This window comes from Rheinheimera soli (assembly GCF_021290985.1).
Lineage (GTDB): Bacteria > Pseudomonadota > Gammaproteobacteria > Enterobacterales > Alteromonadaceae > Pararheinheimera > Pararheinheimera soli.
This window is the reverse complement of the sequence record NZ_JAJOYU010000041.1, coordinates 17,407-36,367: the sequence shown is the minus strand read 5'-3', so window position 1 is coordinate 36,367 and position 18,961 is coordinate 17,407. Positions and strand designations below refer to the sequence as shown.

The following is an 18,961-nucleotide window of genomic DNA, read 5'->3' as shown; positions in this document are numbered from 1 at the left end:
AACATCGGTATAAAACGCTTCAAGAACCATCAAGTAAAATTGTTCACAAAATAGCAGGACGGCTATTTTGCACAGCGTAAGCTGCCGAAGGCGAACATCATGGACGATGTGAGTGAAAAATATATCCCGATATTTTTGTATTCGCCGCGATCCATACTGACCTTCTTTGTTATTTCTTCTGGTTGTTCTGCCTGTCTCTGGTTTACACTGCTGTTTTTCTTCTGCCTCGGTTTTTATCTTTATGATCCGTTTAAGTCAAAAAGGCTGGAATAACGTCATGATTTATACAGTGGTGATTTTAATCGCCCTGTTTATTGGTTTGCCTGAATACTTTAAGCAAGGGCGCAACGAACCTCAGCCGCAACTTGTTTCTGCAAATCAGACACTACTAGCTTTGCATTTTCCACAGCATCAAATTGAGCGTGCAGGGCCAAACTGGCGTGTGCAACCTGCGGTGCTTACCGACGAAGAACTAACGGTTTTATTGCAGCAGTGGCAACAAGCGGCTTTGCCGGACCAGTCACCGTTAAATCCAGTTAATCCCGTATTGATCACCGAAGTATCAGTCTGGCTGACCGGCAAACCGGCACAGCAGCACTGGCAGTTGTATCAGGCAGGTGACAATCATTGGCTGAAAGCCGTTGATGCAGAGTTGTGGTACCGCTTGCCACAAGGCCAGGCCGACTTATTATTTCCAGCCGTTTTACGTTGAGGGTGTTATGCCAGAATTACCAGAAGTAGAAGTCTCCCGTTTAGGTATCAGCCCCCATTTACAGCAGCAACGTATCGAAAAAGTCGTAGTACGGCAACGTCAGTTGCGTTGGTTAATACCGGATGAAGTGTTGGAAATTAACCAGCAGCCTGTGCTTGATATCACAAGACGAGCTAAATACCTGTTAATTCATTTGCCAGAAGGTGAATTGATTATTCACCTTGGCATGTCAGGTCATCTGAAAGTGGTGCCGCAACATACTCCGGCTGGGAAACATGACCATGTTGATATTTATTTAAGTAATGGCTTAGTGCTGAGATTAAACGACACCAGACGCTTTGGTGCTGTGCTCTGGCAGCCGAAAGACAGTGTGCATACGCTGATGGCGAACTTAGGACCAGAGCCTCTACTCGGTGATTTCCATGCCGCTATGCTGCTGGCCGCTTGTCAAAAACGCAGTAGCGCCATCAAACTGGTGTTGATGGATAATCATGTGGTGGTTGGGGTAGGGAATATTTATGCCAATGAAGCCTTGTTTCAGGCCGGTATTCATCCAAAAATGCCCGCTAATCAATTGACCGCAGAAAAAGCTGAATTGCTGGTGCAGGTGGTGAAACAAATTTTGGCCAAAGCTATTACTCAGGGCGGCACAACGCTGAAAGACTTTAGCCAAACCGATGGCAAGCCGGGCTATTTTGCCCAGCAATTGTTGGTCTACGGCCGTGGTGGTGAGGAGTGTTTCAGCTGCCAGACTGAACTGAAGGAAATACGTTTAGGTCAGCGCAGCACAGTCTATTGCCCACAATGCCAAAATGAGCACTAGAAACTACTTTTAGCTAACACTCGCCACTCCACTCCGGATAAGTCGTCATCACCGCCATAAGCTTTGGTCAGGTCGATATGGATCATGGTGCCACGGCTGCTGTGGCTGGACAGCAAACGTATACCGGCACCTACACCATATAAGGTTTGATCGCCTGAACTGCCAGGTAAATCCGGATTATCACCCCAGGTGCGGCCCACATCAGCAAAGGTGGCGTAGCCTACATCAAAAATCTGCGCTATGGATAAATTGCTGTAGTAACGATATTCCATGGTTGCAAGGGCTAAACGTTCGCCTGTTTGATAATACAGCGGGAAAGCCCGCAATCCAGTATCTCCACCCAAACTTAAACGCTCATCACGGAATAAGTCATTCCCATATTGATAAGTGAGTTGGCCCACCAGGCTATGCTGTGGATCCAATTTGTGGACCAACATTAAATGACTTTTCAGCAAGGTTTGGCTCAGTTCTGCCTGTTCCAGCTGACTGGCTGACATTGACGTCAGCAGATAGTTATCTACTGTAAGTTCAGTTGCTTTGTACGCAGATGCCTTCACTTGCCAACCATGATCGTCTGCGCCCAGCACCGGCGTCAGATAAGCCAGTTTTACATCGGCCTGCCAACCCAGGTTAATATCTTCAACCCTGTTAAACTGGTAAATATTAAACATCTGACGGTAGTTGGATTGCAGGTATTGCCATGCCAGCCAAAATTGCGATAAGTCGCGTTTTTCTGGTGTACCAAAAAAGGTGTCAGGGGTTTCCCTGAATTCAATTTCGTTGTGGGTTGCGCCGATAAAAACCCGTTGTACCCAATTATCTGCAGAAAGCAGTTTCAGGCCGCCCTGAACCTCAAAGTAGTTTTTTTGTTTTTGATATTCGTTGGCTTCGTCACCTAACAGATACTCGTTAATATCCTGACTGTCCTGCTCCAGAGTTAAGGCAAAAGACCAGGGTGCATTCAGGCGATAAAACGGCTTTTCGATGGCGATTAAATAAGATTCCCCATCTGATTTGTCAGCGTAGCGGGTATTTAAGCCCCAGTGGCTGCCAAACATATTCGGCGAACGGAAATTGAGCAGGTAACTGGTACGCTCACTGTCGTGCTCATAATCCAGATTCACCTGATTACCAGTGCCAAACAGGTTATCTTCGGCCAAACCAAAGGTAGAACGACTTTCTCCACCTTCCCGGCTCAAGGATATTTTTGGTAAAAGCGACCAGTTATCCCAGCTGTGGACTGTAACTATGACTTGCTGATCCGGGCACTGATGACTCACCCGAACTTCTACTTTACGTAAATAGCGTCTGGTTCTTAATAAACGTTCGGTTTCTGCCAGACTTTCGGCATCCAGTGGCTCACCGGTTTTAAACAGCACATCTTCCAGCAAGGTTTCTTCAGTCGTAATCATATGAGTACGATTAGCTAAGCGATGAAACCAGTAGGTATTAGGCTGTTCCAAATCAAAGACATCGTTGCGGATAAAACGCACTTGCGAAATAGTTTGCCCCTGATAGGCACTAAAATCAGTGGTTTGAGTTACTTCTGTACACAAGTCAGATGCCAGCGCATGACTGCTGAACAATAGCAAAGAAACAGCAAAAGCTGCGGTTTTTGTCGCACGTAAAATACGGCTAAACATCATCAGCATCGATAACACTACAATATCCATTTCTGTTGATCGAGTTTTATCATGACACAATTTACAGCAAGAGGTAGCAGAAAAGACTGAGAACACTATCGTTCTCAGTCCGCAACAGTAAAACTGGTTTATTTTGCAGCAGCTTTGATAGCTTCAATCTGCTTTTTAGAAAGGCGGATGGCACTACCTGGATAAGGTTTTCCCATAGGGTAGTCCCATGCTTTTGGTCGTGTTTCAGCTACTACTTCTTTAAAGGCGTTACAGACTTTTTTAGAGGGAGCATCTCCAAGCTTTTTGGCGTAAGCCTCTAACATTCGGCTATCAACATCTTCATTGGACAATACACAGTAACCTTCAGTTGAATAAACCACTTCTTCTTCAGCTACAGTGGCAAAAGTTGTTCCCGAGCAAAGTAACGCAACACAGATTTTATTTATATTTCTCATATGAGTCCTTGATTTAACTACACTTACCAAAGAGTTAGGTAAGCCAAATTAACTCTAGGACAGTTTCAGCGCTTTGCCAGTTTATCCTGAGGTTTTGTCATGTCGATTTTGCTGCAACAGAGCTACAGTGTCTTTACTCAGGTTAAGATCACGTTGTGGGAAGGGGATCTCTATACCTTGCAGATCAAAAGCTACTTTGATTTCTTCCAGCAATGAAGTACGCAGATCCCGGTAATTTTCTTTCCTGGTCCAGACAGAAAATTGTAAATCGAGGGAAGAATCAGCAAAACTTAAAAACTGAAATACAGGATTGGGCTCATCCAGACTTAGCGGATTTTGTTCGGCAACCTGAAGCAGCACCTGCCGAACCTGACTGATATTTTCTTTGTATGACACCCCAATTTTTAAATCCAGTCGTCGGATAGGAAAACGGGTTAAGTTGGTTACTTCAGTTTTGATCAAGCTTTCATTTGGTATGCGAACAAAAAGGTTATCGAAGGTACGTAATTTAACGGAAAGCAGGTCAATCGACAAAATTTCGCCTGTGGTGTTACCTACCTGAATGGTATCGCCAATTTGAAAAGGCCGCTCGCCAATTAAAAATAAGCCACTAATCAGGTTCGACACTGAGGTTTGAGAAGCAAAACCTATGGCGACGGATAAAACACCGGCAGCTCCGAGCAATACACCTAAGTTAAAACCCAACTGTTTTAAACCGCTGGCAATAAACAAGGCTAACACCAGCCAGTACACCAGGCGGCGGCTTAAACTGGCGTGATGGGGGCTAAAACGTTTTAAGCAGATTTTAAAAGTGGCGCGAGATAATAAACTGGCCGCTAAAAAGCCGACTGTAAATAACAGGCTTGCCTGAAGCAAAGAGAAAAACTTGTCGGAATCTAAATAGTTAATCACCAGGTCGATCATAAAGAACCTCTGCTTGCAGCATGGGCAAATAAATCACTGAAAGCCCGGAACAGGCCATGTTTTTCCATATACAAACGTGGTTTGGCCAAACGTTCAGCACCATCAGAACCCGCAGGCATTTTTTTACTGATTTGCAACCTACTTAATTCGGCATCGTCCTGATGATCCAGTAGCACCTGATCTGTCCATAAGCTGCCATCGGCCAGACCATACAAGGATAAATAAGGTACGGGTAAGCTGAGTTTTTCAATACTCATCATCTGGCTGGAATTATTTTTGACTGTGACAGGGGTCACGGCTTTATGCACACGTTTTGGCAGTTCCTCTTTGCTGTGCCTGGCCTGAGTTTTATCAGCATAACAAAGCTCACCTATTTGTGTATTGGGACCAAACCAGGTGTCTGATAAGCGCTGGGTCTGTACTTCCTGCAGCAATAAAACGGGCTGCTGTAACTCGATACGAATACTGACCGGGCTGCTGATATAAAAAGTAACTTGTTCACCAGGCGGCACATAAACAGGCTGGTGAGTTTTAACTACCACAGGCCTGTCAGCCAGCACCGGCTTCAGACAAAACTGCAGTGGCTCATTTTCAAATACAAAGCGGCTGGCCTGACGATGTTGGGGCCACTGGGTCAGCAGTTGCGATTCCACATGCTGATGCTCTGTTTGTGTCAATAATTCTGTAGCAAGCCGCCATTCTCCGGCATTACGCTGTAAAAAAATCTGTAAAGGCCCAAGCAAAATTTTACAGCTTTGTTCATTCAGCAGCGTTTGGGGTTGCCACCACAGCGCCTGATTTTCAGCAAACATGCACAATCCTTGCAGCGAAAGAGTACGGGCAGAATTTAATCGCGTACTAATGACCGCTATTAAGTTGAGGTTAAGTGGTTACAGGAGTAAAATGATGCTCGTTTTTTACTGTATCAGCAATAAGTTAAGCTGATATTCCTGCCTAATCATGAAAAGAAGGAATGATGCCCGTTTTTGCTGTATCAGTAATACGTGCAGCCGATATTCCTATCTAAAAGAAGGAGAGTTCCGTTTTTATGGACATTCCCAGTCACAGGCCTGGCCTGACACATAACTTAGCATTGTAGTTTTGCTGTAGACCGCTGGTTTGTCCTGACCTTGCGACTACGGCCAGTAGTTCGAGGTGAAAACATGGAACCTTTAGTTCTGATCCATACATTACGCGCGGCTCTTGAGAGCGGCGATTTATCTGTGTTGTCTGTTCGTTTGGCTGATACTCATGCCGCCGACTTAGCTGGCGCTTTGGCTGAGTTTTACACAGAGCATTTGTGGCAACTGTTGAGCTGTTTTCCGTTAAGCACACAAGCGGACGTGTTCAGTTATTTACCTGAAGACCAACAGGTAGAGCTGGCCCATAATGTCAGTCGGCAGGACTTTATGCCCGTGATCCGGCAGATGTCGTCGGATGAACGAGCTGACTTATTTAACCAGTTGTCTGATGCACAAAAACAAGCTTTGTTACCCGCCTTGGCTCAGGCAGAGCGCGATGATGTATTAAGTTTATCTGCGTATTCAGAAGGCACAGCAGGTGCCATTATGAGCTCAGATTACGCCATGCTATCGCCAGACTTAACCGCTGCTCAGGCTATTGAAGTGCTTCGTAACGAAGCGCCGGATAAAGAAACCATTTATCTGTCGTACGTGGTGGATCAAGACCGCACTTTAATAGGGGCTTTGTCGTTACGTGAATTAATTCTGGCGCCAACTTATGCGTTGGTTGATGACGTGATGAAACATGATCCTATTCATGTCAAAGTCGATACGGCGCAGGAAGAAGTGGCCACGCTCGTGGCTAAATATGACTTAATAGCTATTCCGGTGGTCAATGCGCAAGGTCAGTTAGTTGGTATTGTCACTCACGATGATGCAATGGACGTAGCCGCCGCTGAAGCCACTGAAGACTTTCACAAAACCGCCACTATAGGCAAGCTGGAAGGCAGTGTCAGAGATGCCAAAATCAGTTTGTTATACCGTAAACGAGTGGTCTGGCTGGTGGTGCTGGTGTTTGGCAATATCTTCTCAGGCGCAGGTTTAGCGGCTTTTGAGCAGATTATTTCTGAACATATAGCCCTGTTGTTTTTCCTGCCCTTGTTGATTGCAAGCAGCGGTAATGCCGGTGCTCAGGCTGGTACTTTAATGGTGCGGGCTTTAGCCACTGGCGACATTAAGCTACGACACTGGGGCAAGATGTTGGGTAAAGAAGTACTGGTGGCTGGTTTATTAGGTATCACTATGGCCGTTGCTGTCTACGCCCTGGGCTACTGGCGTGGCGGGCTGGACATAGCGCTAGTGGTGGCTGCCACTATGCTGATTGTGGTGCTGGTGGGCAGTTTAGTTGGCTTGTCTTTACCTTTTTTACTCAGCCGTTTTGGGATGGACCCTGCAACCGCCAGCGGACCTCTTATTACATCCATCGCCGATGTAGCTGGTGTCGTGATTTATTTCTCCATTGCCAGCTGGTATTTACCTGCTTTAGTCTGAGCCTCTGGACGGATCTGCAAAAGTTTGCAGATCCGTCGATTGCCTGTCTGAAAAAAAGCCGTTACACTCCGCCGCGAACCAAGGGGTGCTTTTAGCTGAGACGCCGTCAAACGCGAACCCTTCGAACCTGATCCGGATCATACCGGCGGAGGGATGGTACTTCTGTATTCCTTTTGCTTTGGTGATCCTACTTTTCGATATGGAGTAGAATCATATGTCTCGAGTTTCTTGTTTGTCTTTGGCCATTCTGGCCGCGTTATCAACCACTTTGAGTGCTGAAGAGAACCCTGCGTCCGAACAGGCTGTAGAGCGTATTCTGGTGCAAGGCGATTTTCGGCAGCAGCAGTTACAAAAGCTGCCGGGCAGTATTCTGGTATTGAGTCAGCAGGATATCAGCCGTCAGAACGCCCAGCATTTAGATGATGTATTGCAACAAGCCGCCAACGTGAACTTTTCAGCTGGTGCGTCCCGTGGCCGTTTTTTGCAAATTCGTGGCATAGGCGAGCGCAGTGAATTTGTCGACAGTATCAATCCTTCTGTAGGCGTGCTGATTGACGGCATTGATTATTCAGCTTTAGGTGTCAGCTCTTTAGCTGACGTGCAGCAAGTTGAAATTTTTCGTGGCCCGGAAGCAACTCGTTTTGGTGCCAATGCGATGGCCGGTATGCTGAATTTAACCTCCAATGCCCCCAGCTTTGACGGCGAAGGTCAGTTAAGTGCCACCCTGGCAAATTACGATAGTTATCAACTAGCTGGCGCATACAGCAATGCGATCAACGAGCAGTGGGCTTATCGGCTGGCTGTCGATCATCAAAGCTCAGATGGTTTTATCGACAATATCTTTTTAAACCGTGACGATACCAACCATATTGACGAAACCTCGGCTCGTGCTGCGCTGCGTTATCTGGCAAGCAAAGATCTGACGCTGGATTTTATTGCTCACTACCGCGATATCCACAATGGCTACGATGCCTTTTCACTGGATCGTAACCGCACCACCTTATCGGATAAGCCTGGTCAGGATTTACAACAAAGCCGGGCTTTAGCAATAAAAGCTGATTACCAGGGCTTAAGTTGGGCTAATGTCTATACCCAATTAAGTGGCCTGACAGCTGACACTGACTATGGTTTTGATGAAGACTGGAGTTATGAAGGTATTCATCCTGATGGCTATGCCACTGAGGACCGCTATTTACGAGTGCGTGATCAGTGGAGTCTGGAGCAACGCTTTTTAGGCAAAGATCAGATGGAGTGGGTTGCCGGCTGGTATGCCAGTGGTCAAAAAACTGAATTGGAGCGCCAGTTCTGGAACTGGGATTTGTGGCAGGCCGCACAGTTTTTCAGTGATTTTAAGCGCCAGAATATGGCGGTATTTGGCGAGTGGTCTACAGATTTAGGCGATGGCTGGAGTTTAACCTCGGGCGCCAGAGCTGAGCGTTATGATGATGAGTACAGCGACAGCAATGGGATTGCCCAGCAAAACGACGAACTGATGTGGGGCGGAAAACTAAGTTTAAGCTTAGCGCTGACGGATTCAACCAGTTTGTATCTGTTGGGTTCACGAGGTTACAAAGCCGGTGGTGTGAATGGCGAAGCATTAGGCAAAGCTTTGGGCAGTGGCTCTGAAGAAATGTCAGACTATTTAAACAGCAAAGCTAATTTTTCACCTGAAACCTTATGGAATGCTGAATTCGGTGTGAAAGGCAGTTCTGCCGATCAGACTATTGTCAGTCGTGTGGCGGTATTTGCCATGTGGCGTGATGATATGCAGGTGAATAGCTGGGTAACACGAGATCAGTCTTTTGTCGGTTTTATTGATAACGCCGCTTCAGGCCGGAATCATGGGCTGGAAGTGGAAAGTCGGGTTCAACTGACGGATAGCTGGACTTTATTCGCCAATGCTGCCTGGCTTGAAAGTGAAATCCGTGGTTTTATCACTGAAGAGGGTGTAGATAAAACCGGTCGTGATCAGGCCCATGCTCCACACTACCAATACAGTGTCAGCAGTGAGTGGTTACTGACTACTGATCTGAGTTTTAATCTGGGCGTGCAAAGCAAAGCTGCTTTTTATTATTCCGACAGTCACGACTCGCGTTCAGAGCAAATGCACTTAGTGAATTTACGTTTGCAGTACCAGTGGGATCAAGTTCAGCTGGCTTTATGGAGCCGCAATGCATTGGATGAAGAATACGGAGTGCGGGGCTTTTATTTTGGCAACGATCCACGTGATGGCTACGAGCCTCATACCTATGAACAATTGGGTGAACCACGCCGTATAGGTTTCACCGCCAGCTATCAGTTTTAAAGGGTGAATCATGAAATTATCTATTGAAATCAGTAAGTACCCACTAACCAGTGACTATATAGAGCCTATAAAAGGTTTTATCGAATTACTGAACAGCAATCCAAATGTACTGGTGATCACCAATACATTAAGCACTCAGGTGTTTGGTGATTACGACGAAGTGATGGCATTGTTACAGCAAGGCATTCGCTGGTCCTTTGAGACCTATGGCAAAGTGGTGTTTGTGGTGAAATTTCTGCATGGTGATTTACGACCATGTTAGACGCATGGCTGCAGGTGTTTAGCGGCTGGAAAACGCTGACTCAGCTTGAGCTTGCCGCTACTTTGCTGGCGCTGGCTTATGTGCTGCTGGCGATGAAACAAAGCTTATGGTGTTGGCCAGCCGCTTTACTCAGCACTTTGTTGTACACCCATATTATGTGGCATTCGGCCTTGTTATCTGATGCCTTACTGCAGGTGTATTACGCAGGTATGGCGTTGTATGGCTGGTACAGCTGGCGGCAACAACAGCTGCAGCTGCCCGCTGGACAATCGGGTATGACCGAATGGTCAGCCAGTACCCATCTGAATTTAATCGGTGGTACAGCGCTCTGTGGATTGCTGTTGGGTTATCTGATGGACCAGTACACTCATGCAGATTTTGCTTACATAGATGCGCAAACTACGGCCTTTAGCGTGATGACAACCTATCTGGTGGCACGTAAAGTGGTGTCCAACTGGTTGTATTGGGTGGTGATCGATGCCATCTGTATTTATGTGTATATACAAAAACATCTGTATTTTACGACGGCACTTTTTGTACTCTATACCATTATTGCATTGATCGGATTTTTTGTATGGCGCAGCAGTTATCAGCAACAACAGCAGATCAACCCCGCCTGATCTGGCATTTATGCCAGCAACTGGAGTTTTTTGCTGATCACGAACCGTTGTTGTTAACGCAACTGACACAAGGCAAAAGAACCAGCTCTTATCAGGTGCAAACCAACAGAGGCCATTATGTGTTGCGCCACTATGGCCCTTCGGTGCTGGGAGTTTGCCGTCAGCAGGAACTTAGGTGTCAGCATGCGGCCGCAGCTGCAGGCTTAGCGCCAGCTCCTTTGTGCCTGAATAACCATCAACGTATGTTGATCACTGAATTTTTACCAGAAGCTCAAAGCCCTTCCGTGGCGTATATCCGGCAGAGTATTCCGGCCTTAGCTAACAAGCTGGCCACTTTACATCAGTTACCGGTGCAAACCGCTGTGTTGGACCCCTGGCTGTATTTGCAGCAATTAAAAACTCAGTTGGAACCGCATTGGACTGCACAAGCACAAAACATCTGGTTGCCATTAATCAACGCTGCCCGCGATTTACAGTATTTTCAGGCGGACATTGGTTTGTGTCATATGGATTTGCATCAGCAAAATTTATTGGTGTGGCAACAGAAATTGTGGCTGATTGACTTTGAATACTGCCAGTTGGCAGATGTGGTATTTGATTTAGTGGCAATAATAGTGCAGTTTGACTTGTCTGACATTGAACAACAGCAGCTACTGGATAGTTACAGAGCTGCCAGAGGTTCGGCTTGCAGCGTGCAGTTACTGGAAAAAGTGGCGCTGGCGAAAATAGTGTATTCAGGCTTTTGCTGGTTGTGGTATTGGCAGGAAGAACTGGACAATCAGGATCCCAGATACAAACAAGCCGCAGCAGACTGTTACCAGCTGTTACTGCGGCTTGTTCAAGCTTAGGGCTTTAAAGTCCGCCTAAACGCTCGGCCAGAATTTTGTAACGTTTTACATCTTCCTCATCGAACACTGGTTTGCCTTGTTCGTCTTTGCCATTTGCAACCAACAGATTTTCGCGTGCCAGACGTTCAACACGGATCTCCTGAATACCTAAAAAGGCGGCGACTTCTGCAACGTTGAGTATTGCCATAATGAGTTCCTGCAGTAATTATTTGAATTAATTTAAGCTGATATTTTTATTTTAGTGAATAAAGTTTAACAAGCACTGATGTTTTACTTACTTTTTGCCGGTGTGACAACTGATGCGCTGTGAATTTTGTGTTTTTTTTGAGTTTTCTTTGTTTTATGTCCAGGACATTGTATTTCGTCGGCAAAAGTGAGTTTTTAGCCAGATTTAGTTGCAAAGCACGGGTTGGTCGTTTTGTTTATTGTTTTAGTCTCTTTGTTCCAGTTATCTGTCTGGACAAAAACAAGAGCGCTAGGTATAACAAACTGAACTACCTGATAATTTTTGTGTAGTTGTCATCACCTTTACACAGATTTGAACTATGGTAAATAACAAAACTTAAATCCAACACGCAACAATCCGAACCTGAGTAATCATTATGAAAGCATCCGGCATGTCTTTAGCCTTGTACAATAATTTTCTTGGGCAGGCACCCAACTGGTACAAACTGTCTATCATCGCTTTTTTGTTTATTAATCCTATATTGTTTTTACAAAACCCTTATTTAGCGGGTTGGGTGTTAGTGGTGGAGTTTATCTTCACTCTGGCTATGGCGCTGAAGTGTTATCCGTTGCAGCCAGGTGGCTTGCTGGTGCTGCAGGCTATTGCGATAGGTATGACCAGCACCACGAAAGTGATGCATGAAATTGAAGTCAATATTGAAGTGATTTTATTGCTGGTCTTTATGGTGGCCGGCATTCACTTTGTCAAAGATTTGTTGTTATTTGTCTTTACCAAGCTGTTGATCCGGGTACGTTCCAAAACATTATTATCTTTAGCATTTGTTTGTATGGCGGCTTTTTTATCGGCATTTTTAGATGCGCTGACTGTTGTTGCCGTGATCATCGCTGTGGGTATAGGTTTTTATGCGATTTACCACAAAATATCCTCGGGCAAAAAGTTTCCTGACCCTCACAATCATAATGAAGATCATGAAGTAGCAGAGTTATCCCGTGCAGATTTAGATGCTTTCCGTGGTTTTTTGCGTAATTTGCTGATGCATGCCGGGGTGGGAACCGCTTTAGGTGGTGTTTCTACTATGGTCGGTGAGCCACAAAACCTGATTATTGCCGAAGCTGTCGGCTGGGGCTTTGGCGAGTTTGCATTACGTATGGCTGCGGTCAGTATTCCTGTGCTGATAGCAGGTTTAATTACGACTGTAGTGCTGGAAAAATTCCGCTTATTTGATTTTGGTGTGCGTTTGCCTGTGGCGGTGCAGGATGTTCTGATTGCCTATGATAACTATCAGACTGAGCGTATGACGGCTTCGGATATCAGTAAGTTATGGGTGCAAAGTGTTATTTCCGTTCTGCTGATCCTGTGCTTAAGTTTGCATCTCGCTTCTGTGGGTTTAATTGGTTTAATGGTGATTATTCTGGCCACTACTTTTTGTGGTGTAACAGATGAACACGCTATAGGTAAAGCCTTTCAGGAAGCCCTGCCTTTTACCTCTTTATTGGTGGTGTTTTTTGCTGTGGTTGCCGTCATTATCGACCAGCACTTATTTAAACCTGTGATTGATTTTGTTTTAACCTTTGATGGTCAGCAACAAACATCAGTGTTGTTTCTGGCCAACGGCTTATTGTCTATGGTCAGTGACAATGTGTTTGTCGGCACCGTCTATATCAATGAAGTCAAAGCAGCCTGGCAGGCCGGTGACATTAGCCGGGAGCAGTTTGAAATGCTGGCTATCGCTATTAATGCCGGAACAAACCTGCCGAGTGTAGCGACACCTAATGGTCAGGCTGCATTTTTGTTCCTGCTGACCAGTGCATTAGCTCCGCTTATTCGCTTGTCTTATATGAAAATGGTCTGGATGGCTGTGCCTTACACTATAGTGCTGGCATTAGTGGGTCTGCTAAGTACGACTTTCCTGTTGCCTGAAGTGATTCATTGGCTTTACGCAGCGGGTTGGATCCAGCCTTATGATGCGGCAGCGGCCGCTGCTGCAGTAGCTGGCGGACATTAAGTTGTTATGGATCAGAGGTCTAATTCCTCTGATCCTTATTTTTACCCCCTTCAGCTTGTCGCAGGTCAGAACGTCTGGACAGCTTGTATTCAGACAGGTATAAAGTACGGCATGTAAAATTTTCAGGGCATTTTACCCTCTGTCAGGCGCAATAGCTTTTGTTGCTTGCCATATTGCTCAGGGTGTTTTCTTTGTAAATACAAGTGAACACAACTCAGCCCGCTAAGAGGATGCAAGTACATGATTGAGCTTTTGTTTATAGTTTTATTTCCTTTAATAGGCTCTTTAGTGCCAGTACTGACAGCGCGGTGGTCACGTAGCTACAGTGCTCTTGCAACAGCTTTATTACCCCTGGCCGCTTTAGTTTTCGTATTACAGCTTGCACCAGCGGTCTTTTCCGGTGAAACCTTATTTTATAAGTTACCTTGGGTTGAGGCTTTAGGCTTGTCTTTAAGCTTCCGGCTGGATGGTCTGTCTCTTTTATTTCTGTTTCTGATCCTTGGCATTGGTTTGCTGATCATTTTATACGCCCGTTATTACTTGTCTGAAAAAGATTCTATGGCGCGTTTTTACGGCTTTTTAATGCTGTTTATGACGGCCATGCTCGGCATAGTGTTGTCGAATAATCTGTTGCAGTTGTGGGTGTTCTGGGAGCTGACCAGTATCAGTTCTTTTTTACTCATTAGTTTCTGGTGGCACAGAGCGGACGCCCGTTTAGGCGCCCGTATGGCGCTGATGATCACAGGTTTTGGTGGTTTAGCCTTGCTGGCCGGTATCTTATTGATTGGCAATGTACTGGGTAGTTTTGAGTTGGATGTAGTGTTGTCTCAGGCCGATGTGTTGCAACAACATTCCTTGTATCCGGTGATTTTAATTCTGGTATTGCTCGGCGCTTTTACTAAGTCTGCGCAATTCCCGTTTCATTTCTGGCTGCCCAATGCGATGTCTGCGCCAACCCCAGTCAGCGCTTATCTGCATTCGGCCACTATGGTGAAGGCTGGCATTTTTTTGCTGGCCCGGATGTATCCGTTATTGGCAGGCAGTGATTTATGGTTTTTGATGGTCACTATCACCGGCATGACCACTCTGCTGGTTGGTGCTTATCTGGCGTTGTTTCAACATGACTTAAAAGGCTTGCTGGCGTATTCCACCATCAGTCACTTGGGTTTAATTACCTTATTGTTTGGCTTAGGCACAGATCTGGCCGCTGTTGCTGCTATTTTCCACATTATCAATCACGCTATTTTTAAAGCCTCATTGTTTATGGCTGCAGGTATTATTGACCATGAGTCGGGTTCGCGTGATATGCGAAAACTCAACGGTCTCTGGCAATTTATGCCTGTGACCGCCACTCTTGCTATGGTGGCATCTGCTTCGATGGCGGGTGTGCCTCTACTTAACGGCTTTTTATCCAAAGAAATGTTTTTTGCCGAAACTCTGCATCAGGAAGTATTGGGGGCCTTGTCCTGGTTGATCCCCGTGCTTGCTACTGTCGCTGCAACTTTGTCTGTGGCTTATTCAGCGCGCTTTATTCACGATGTGTTTTTTAATGGTCAGCCTAAGGGGTTGCCACGCACTCCTCATGAGCCGCCTCGTTATATGAGGGTGCCAGTTGAAGTGCTGGTCGCGCTTTGTATTTTGGTCGGACTGGCACCTGCCTATATCGTAGGGGATTTATTAGCCGTTGCTTCCACAGCTGTGCTCGCTGGTCCTTTGCCCCTGTACAGTTTGTCGATTTGGCATGGCGTCAATTTGCCATTAATGATGAGTGTATTGGCTTTAACACTAGGTATTGTGTTGTATTTCAACCGCAAGCATCTGTTTCGTTTTCAGGCTGAATTGCCAGAGCTGAACCCGTTGCAGTTTTTTGAAGTAAAAATTAATGCGTTATTAGGCTTCGCAAAAAAATGGCATCACCGTATTGAGTCCGCCGCGCTGCAACGCTACCTGATGTGGATGTTTGTCATAGTGGCGATACTACTGATTTGGCCTTTGCAGCAAATGGGAGAATTCACCCGACACAACGCTGTGCAAGCGCCTGATACATTGATGTTTGCCGCCACTTTTGTCGCCGCTATAGCTGCTATAGCTACTGTGTTATGTCAGCGCCAGCGCCTGCTCTCTTTAGTGATGATTTCTATTGTTGGTTTAGTGGTCACGCTGATTTTTGTGCGGTTTTCCGCGCCTGATCTGGCTTTAACTCAGTTGTCGGTGGAAGTGGTGACTATAGTGCTGTTGATGTTGGCGTTATTTTTTCTGCCGCATAAAATCAGCAGGGCATCCAACGCTGGCCGATTGATCCGCGATGGTGCCATTGCTTCCATCTGTGGTGTGGTGATTGGCAGTTTAAGTTATGCATTGATGCTGGAACCGCAGCAACGTATCTCAGATTTTTTCCTCGCTAACTCTAAAATTGGTGGCGGTGGCTACAACGTGGTGAACGTTATTCTGGTCGACTTCCGTGGTTTTGATACGCTAGGTGAAATTACTGTGTTGGGTATTGCCGCTTTGGGCATATTTAAACTACTGACGCGCTTACCATTGTTCAGATCCAGCTCAGATGCCCAAGGGCGGCAATGGGCGCTGGATAAGCATCCGATGTTGCTGGCAGTGGTCTCTCAAGCCTTGTTGCCTTTAGCCTTGTTAGTCTCTGTGTATATTTTCTTCCGTGGTCACAACTTACCAGGTGGCGGATTTGTCGCTGGTTTAGTGACTGCCATAGCCATTATTTTGCAGTACGTGGCGCAAGGTGTGGATTGGGTACGTGAACGTTTAACGCTGGAGTATCATCGCCTGGTTGCGGCCGGAGTGCTGATCTCCACCTTAACCGGGGTTGCCAGTTGGGCCTTTGGACGACCATTTTTAACCTCCTGGTTTGATTATTTCCAACTGCCACTTTTTGGCGAAATTGAACTGGCCAGTGCTATCGCTTTTGATTTAGGGGTTTATCTGACAGTAGTGGGGGCCACTCTGATGATTTTGGCTAATTTAGGCAAAATGACCACTGAACACAGACCTGTAAATAAGGGGCAAAGCTAATGGAATTACTGGTCGCTATTATTATAGGTGTACTCACCTGCTGTGCTGTTTTTCTGATTTTACGGGCCAGAACCTTTGCGGTCATGCTGGGTTTGACCATGTTGTCTTATGCCGTAAATTTATTCATCTTTTCCAGCGGTGGATTAAAAATAGGCGTTGGAGCAGTGCTCAATGCCACAGAGGAATACGCCGATCCTTTGCCTCAGGCTCTGGTGCTCACTGCTATTGTGATTGGTTTTGCGATGACGGCTTTTCTGGTGGTATTGTCTATCCGTGCCCGCGCTGATTTAGGCAATGATCATGTGGATGGTAAATTACCCGTAGCGAAAAACACCCGACAGGGAGCTTCGTCATGAACCATCTGATTATTCTGCCGATCATTTGGCCTTTGCTGGTGGCTTTGCTGACCTTGTTGCCGCCTTTTGACCGAAGCTTGTTATTACGCCGGTATTTAAGTGTTGGTGGTTCTGTGGTGTTGCTGGTGTTCAGTGTTTTGCTGGCGATACAAAGCACCAACAGTCCTGCACAGCTCTATCAGCTGGGGAACTGGGCAGCACCTTTTGGCATCAGCTTATTATTAGATCAGGTCAGTAGCCTGATGTTGTGTCTGACTGCTGTACTGGCGGTTGCATCCAGTTTATATGCCAGCAGTGGCGAAGATGAAGGGGGCTTCTTTTTTCACTCTTTGCTGCATTTCCAACTGATGGGCATTAACGGTGCCTTTTTAACCGCAGATTTATTTAACCTCTTTGTGTTTTTTGAAGTGCTGCTGATTGCGTCCTACTCCTTGTTGATCCATGGAGGTGGCAAGGCAAAGACGAAAGCTGCTGTGCATTATGTCATTCTGAATCTGGTCGGCTCCGCCTTATTTTTATTTGCGCTGGCGCTGATTTATGGCGCCTCAGGCACGTTAAATATGCTGGATTTGGGTGCTAAAGTCGCGACTTTGTCTGACACTCAACTGCAGTTATTGCAGGCCGCTGTGGCGCTGCTGTTGGTGGTGTTTGGCTTAAAAGCCGCAGTGATGCCGCTGCATTTCTGGTTAGGCAGTGCTTACTCTTCAGTCACGCCAGCTGTGGCTGCTTTGTTTGCCATTATGACCAAAGTAGGTATTTACAGTTTGCTGCGGGTTTTTGCCATGGTGCTGCAAGATGCTGGTTTTGTCGCAAGCTGGGTATTTCCGGTGCTGTGGTGGACTGGTCTTCTGACCATTGTAATGGGTGTGCTGGGCGTTTTAGCCAGTGAAGATTTGCGTAAAATAGCTAGTTATCTGGTGGTCGTATCAGTCGGGACTTTAGTCGCTATGCTGTCGTTAGGCACGCCAGAGTCAGTGCAGGCACTGTTGTATTATCTGGTGCATTCAACCTTAGCCACTGCGGCTTTATTTTTACTGGCTGATTTGATTGCTCATCAGCGTGGCAAAGCCGGAGACCGTTTGGTCAATGGCCGGAAAATTGTCCAGCCTGTGTTGCTTGGTTCTGCTTTTATAGTAGTGGCTCTGAGCATAGTAGGCATGCCACCATTTTCCGGTTTTATCGGTAAGTTATTGCTGCTGCAAGCTGTGCCGCAAGGCGAGGCTATTTTGTGGTACTGGTCTGCCTTGTTAGGCAGCAGTCTGTTATTGCTGATTGCGCTGAGCAGAGCTGGCAGCATTTTATTCTGGCAGGTTGCAGGTGCTGATACCGAAGCCCGTATGGCAGGTGGACGCAGAGGGACTGCCTTAGTGCTGCTGGTATTGGCCAGCCCGTTATTAAGTTTGTTTGCCGGACCTTTAACTGACTGGTGTCAGGCTGCTGCGGTTCAATTGCAGACTATTGTTAATATCAGTCCGGGAGCCCTCTGATGAAATCATTAAAGAAGTGGTGGCCAACCCCTGTCCGTAGTCTGTTTTTATTTCTGGTTTGGTTATTACTGAATAACAGTGTGGAGTTTTTCCATCTGTTTTTCGGTTTGGTGCTGGCATGGTTGATCCCGCAGCTTATTCATAAATTCCGCTTGATCCAGCCTGGTATGAAAAACCCTGGCGCAGCGCTACGTTATGGTTTTATGGTGCTTTGGGATATTGTTGTCGCGAACATGCAGGTGGTAAAGCTGGTGGTCGGGCCTAATAAAAACCTCAAGCCTGCTTTTGTTAAAATACCGCTGGATTTGACCGACAATTTGTCCATTACTATTTTGGCCAGCACAGTCTCTTTAACGCCAGGTACTGTCAGCGCTGAAGTTTTACCTTTGGATGTTGGTGTTGATGAACCCAGGTATTTGCTGGTGCACGTGCTTGATTTAGCCGATGAAGCTGAATTAATTCAGCAAGTGAAACAACGCTACGAAGCTCCCTTAAAGGAGATATTTTAATGCTTGATCTGATTTTACAAGGCTGCTTCTTTGTGGTGGGACTCGCCTTGTTGATGAATTTATACGCTGCTATTCGCGGGCCTTCGGTGGTCGATCGTTTGTTGGCGCTTGATACTATGTATATCAACAGCATAGCGCTGTTGTTGCTGTATGGCGTTTATCTGGGAACCAGTTTGAATTTTGAGGTGGCTTTGCTGATAGCCATGTTGGGTTTTGTCAGTACTGTGGCTGTATGTAAGTTTCTGCTGCGTGGCGATATCATTGAGTAAAGCGCTGATACTG

General features: G+C 46.2%; 18 protein-coding genes and 1 riboswitch. Of the genes, 13 read left to right on the top strand and 5 right to left on the bottom strand.

The annotated features are described in order from the left end of the window. The first annotated feature begins 241 nt into the window (after positions 1-241). Complete coding sequence (locus LSG37_RS19470) at positions 242-712, top strand: hypothetical protein (RefSeq protein WP_233081619.1); 471 nt, start codon at positions 242-244, stop codon at positions 710-712. A gap of 7 nt (positions 713-719) precedes the next feature. Beyond that, on the top strand, positions 720-1,535 hold the full coding sequence (mutM, locus tag LSG37_RS19465) for a bifunctional DNA-formamidopyrimidine glycosylase/DNA-(apurinic or apyrimidinic site) lyase (RefSeq protein ID WP_233081617.1): 816 nt from the start codon (positions 720-722) through the stop codon (positions 1,533-1,535). Here mutM and LSG37_RS19460 read toward each other — a convergent pair. The 4 genes from LSG37_RS19460 to LSG37_RS19445 form a co-directional block, all read right to left on the bottom strand. Continuing rightward, positions 1,532-3,208, bottom strand: coding sequence for a BamA/TamA family outer membrane protein (locus LSG37_RS19460; protein ID WP_233081615.1), 1,677 nt, complete (start codon positions 3,206-3,208; stop codon positions 1,532-1,534). The two genes, mutM and LSG37_RS19460, sit on opposite strands and share 4 nt — an antisense overlap. A 98-nt stretch (positions 3,209-3,306) precedes the next feature. Continuing rightward, positions 3,307-3,624 carry a hypothetical protein gene (locus tag LSG37_RS19455; protein ID WP_233081613.1) on the bottom strand — a complete coding sequence of 106 codons (318 nt, stop codon included), beginning with the start codon at positions 3,622-3,624 and terminating at the stop codon, positions 3,307-3,309. Positions 3,625-3,705: 81 nt separating this feature from the next. After that, positions 3,706-4,548, bottom strand: coding sequence for a mechanosensitive ion channel family protein (locus LSG37_RS19450; RefSeq protein WP_233081611.1), 843 nt, complete (start codon positions 4,546-4,548; stop codon positions 3,706-3,708). Next, entirely contained in the window at positions 4,545-5,360 is an 816-nt protein-coding gene (locus LSG37_RS19445) for a DUF432 domain-containing protein (protein WP_233081609.1), read from the bottom strand. The genes LSG37_RS19450 and LSG37_RS19445 overlap by 4 nt, the downstream gene beginning before the upstream one ends. 351 nt (positions 5,361-5,711) lie before the next feature. On the opposite strand from LSG37_RS19445, the gene mgtE reads away from it, so the two are divergent. From mgtE to LSG37_RS19420, 5 genes are all read left to right on the top strand, one after another. After that, on the top strand, positions 5,712-7,061 hold the full coding sequence (gene mgtE, locus LSG37_RS19440; protein WP_233081606.1) for a magnesium transporter: 1,350 nt from the start codon (positions 5,712-5,714) through the stop codon (positions 7,059-7,061). A 71-nt stretch (positions 7,062-7,132) separates the two neighbouring features. Then, positions 7,133-7,232, top strand: a riboswitch (TPP riboswitch). Positions 7,233-7,275: 43 nt separating this feature from the next. After that, positions 7,276-9,366, top strand: a complete 2,091-nt coding sequence (locus tag LSG37_RS19435; protein WP_233081604.1) for a TonB-dependent receptor — start codon at positions 7,276-7,278, stop codon at positions 9,364-9,366. A 10-nt stretch (positions 9,367-9,376) separates the two neighbouring features. Further along, entirely contained in the window at positions 9,377-9,628 is a 252-nt protein-coding gene (locus LSG37_RS19430; RefSeq protein WP_008899975.1) for a YkoF family thiamine/hydroxymethylpyrimidine-binding protein, read from the top strand. Then, positions 9,622-10,248 carry a nicotinamide riboside transporter PnuC gene (pnuC, locus tag LSG37_RS19425; RefSeq protein WP_233081601.1) on the top strand — a complete coding sequence of 209 codons (627 nt, stop codon included), beginning with the start codon at positions 9,622-9,624 and terminating at the stop codon, positions 10,246-10,248. Before LSG37_RS19430 ends, pnuC begins: the two co-directional genes overlap by 7 nt. Further along, positions 10,203-11,096: a phosphotransferase gene (locus LSG37_RS19420; RefSeq protein ID WP_233081599.1), complete on the top strand. Its 894-nt coding sequence runs from the start codon at positions 10,203-10,205 to the stop codon at positions 11,094-11,096. Before pnuC ends, LSG37_RS19420 begins: the two co-directional genes overlap by 46 nt. A gap of 4 nt (positions 11,097-11,100) precedes the next feature. Here LSG37_RS19420 and LSG37_RS19415 read toward each other — a convergent pair whose 3' ends face one another. After that, positions 11,101-11,283: a helix-turn-helix domain-containing protein gene (locus LSG37_RS19415; protein ID WP_127019812.1), complete on the bottom strand. Its 183-nt coding sequence runs from the start codon at positions 11,281-11,283 to the stop codon at positions 11,101-11,103. Between the two features lie 415 nt (positions 11,284-11,698). On the opposite strand from LSG37_RS19415, the gene nhaB reads away from it, so the two are divergent. The 6 genes from nhaB (at position 11,699) to LSG37_RS19385 (ending at position 18,948) form a co-directional block, all read left to right on the top strand. Further along, positions 11,699-13,288, top strand: coding sequence for a sodium/proton antiporter NhaB (nhaB, locus tag LSG37_RS19410; protein ID WP_233081597.1), 1,590 nt, complete (start codon positions 11,699-11,701; stop codon positions 13,286-13,288). Between the two features lie 240 nt (positions 13,289-13,528). Then, complete coding sequence (locus tag LSG37_RS19405; RefSeq protein ID WP_233081594.1) at positions 13,529-16,327, top strand: monovalent cation/H+ antiporter subunit A; 2,799 nt, start codon at positions 13,529-13,531, stop codon at positions 16,325-16,327. Continuing rightward, the gene (locus LSG37_RS19400) at positions 16,327-16,683 is read left to right on the top strand and encodes a Na+/H+ antiporter subunit C (RefSeq protein ID WP_233081593.1); all 357 of its coding nucleotides are present in this window, start codon (positions 16,327-16,329) and stop codon (positions 16,681-16,683) included. The genes LSG37_RS19405 and LSG37_RS19400 overlap by 1 nt, the downstream gene beginning before the upstream one ends. Beyond that, on the top strand, positions 16,680-18,170 hold the full coding sequence (locus LSG37_RS19395; RefSeq protein WP_233081591.1) for a monovalent cation/H+ antiporter subunit D: 1,491 nt from the start codon (positions 16,680-16,682) through the stop codon (positions 18,168-18,170). The genes LSG37_RS19400 and LSG37_RS19395 overlap by 4 nt, the downstream gene beginning before the upstream one ends. Further along, positions 18,170-18,679, top strand: coding sequence for a Na+/H+ antiporter subunit E (locus LSG37_RS19390; RefSeq protein WP_233081590.1), 510 nt, complete (start codon positions 18,170-18,172; stop codon positions 18,677-18,679). Before LSG37_RS19395 ends, LSG37_RS19390 begins: the two co-directional genes overlap by 1 nt. Continuing rightward, positions 18,679-18,948: a K+/H+ antiporter subunit F gene (locus LSG37_RS19385; RefSeq protein WP_233081589.1), complete on the top strand. Its 270-nt coding sequence runs from the start codon at positions 18,679-18,681 to the stop codon at positions 18,946-18,948. The genes LSG37_RS19390 and LSG37_RS19385 overlap by 1 nt, the downstream gene beginning before the upstream one ends. Positions 18,949-18,961 lie beyond the last annotated feature (13 nt).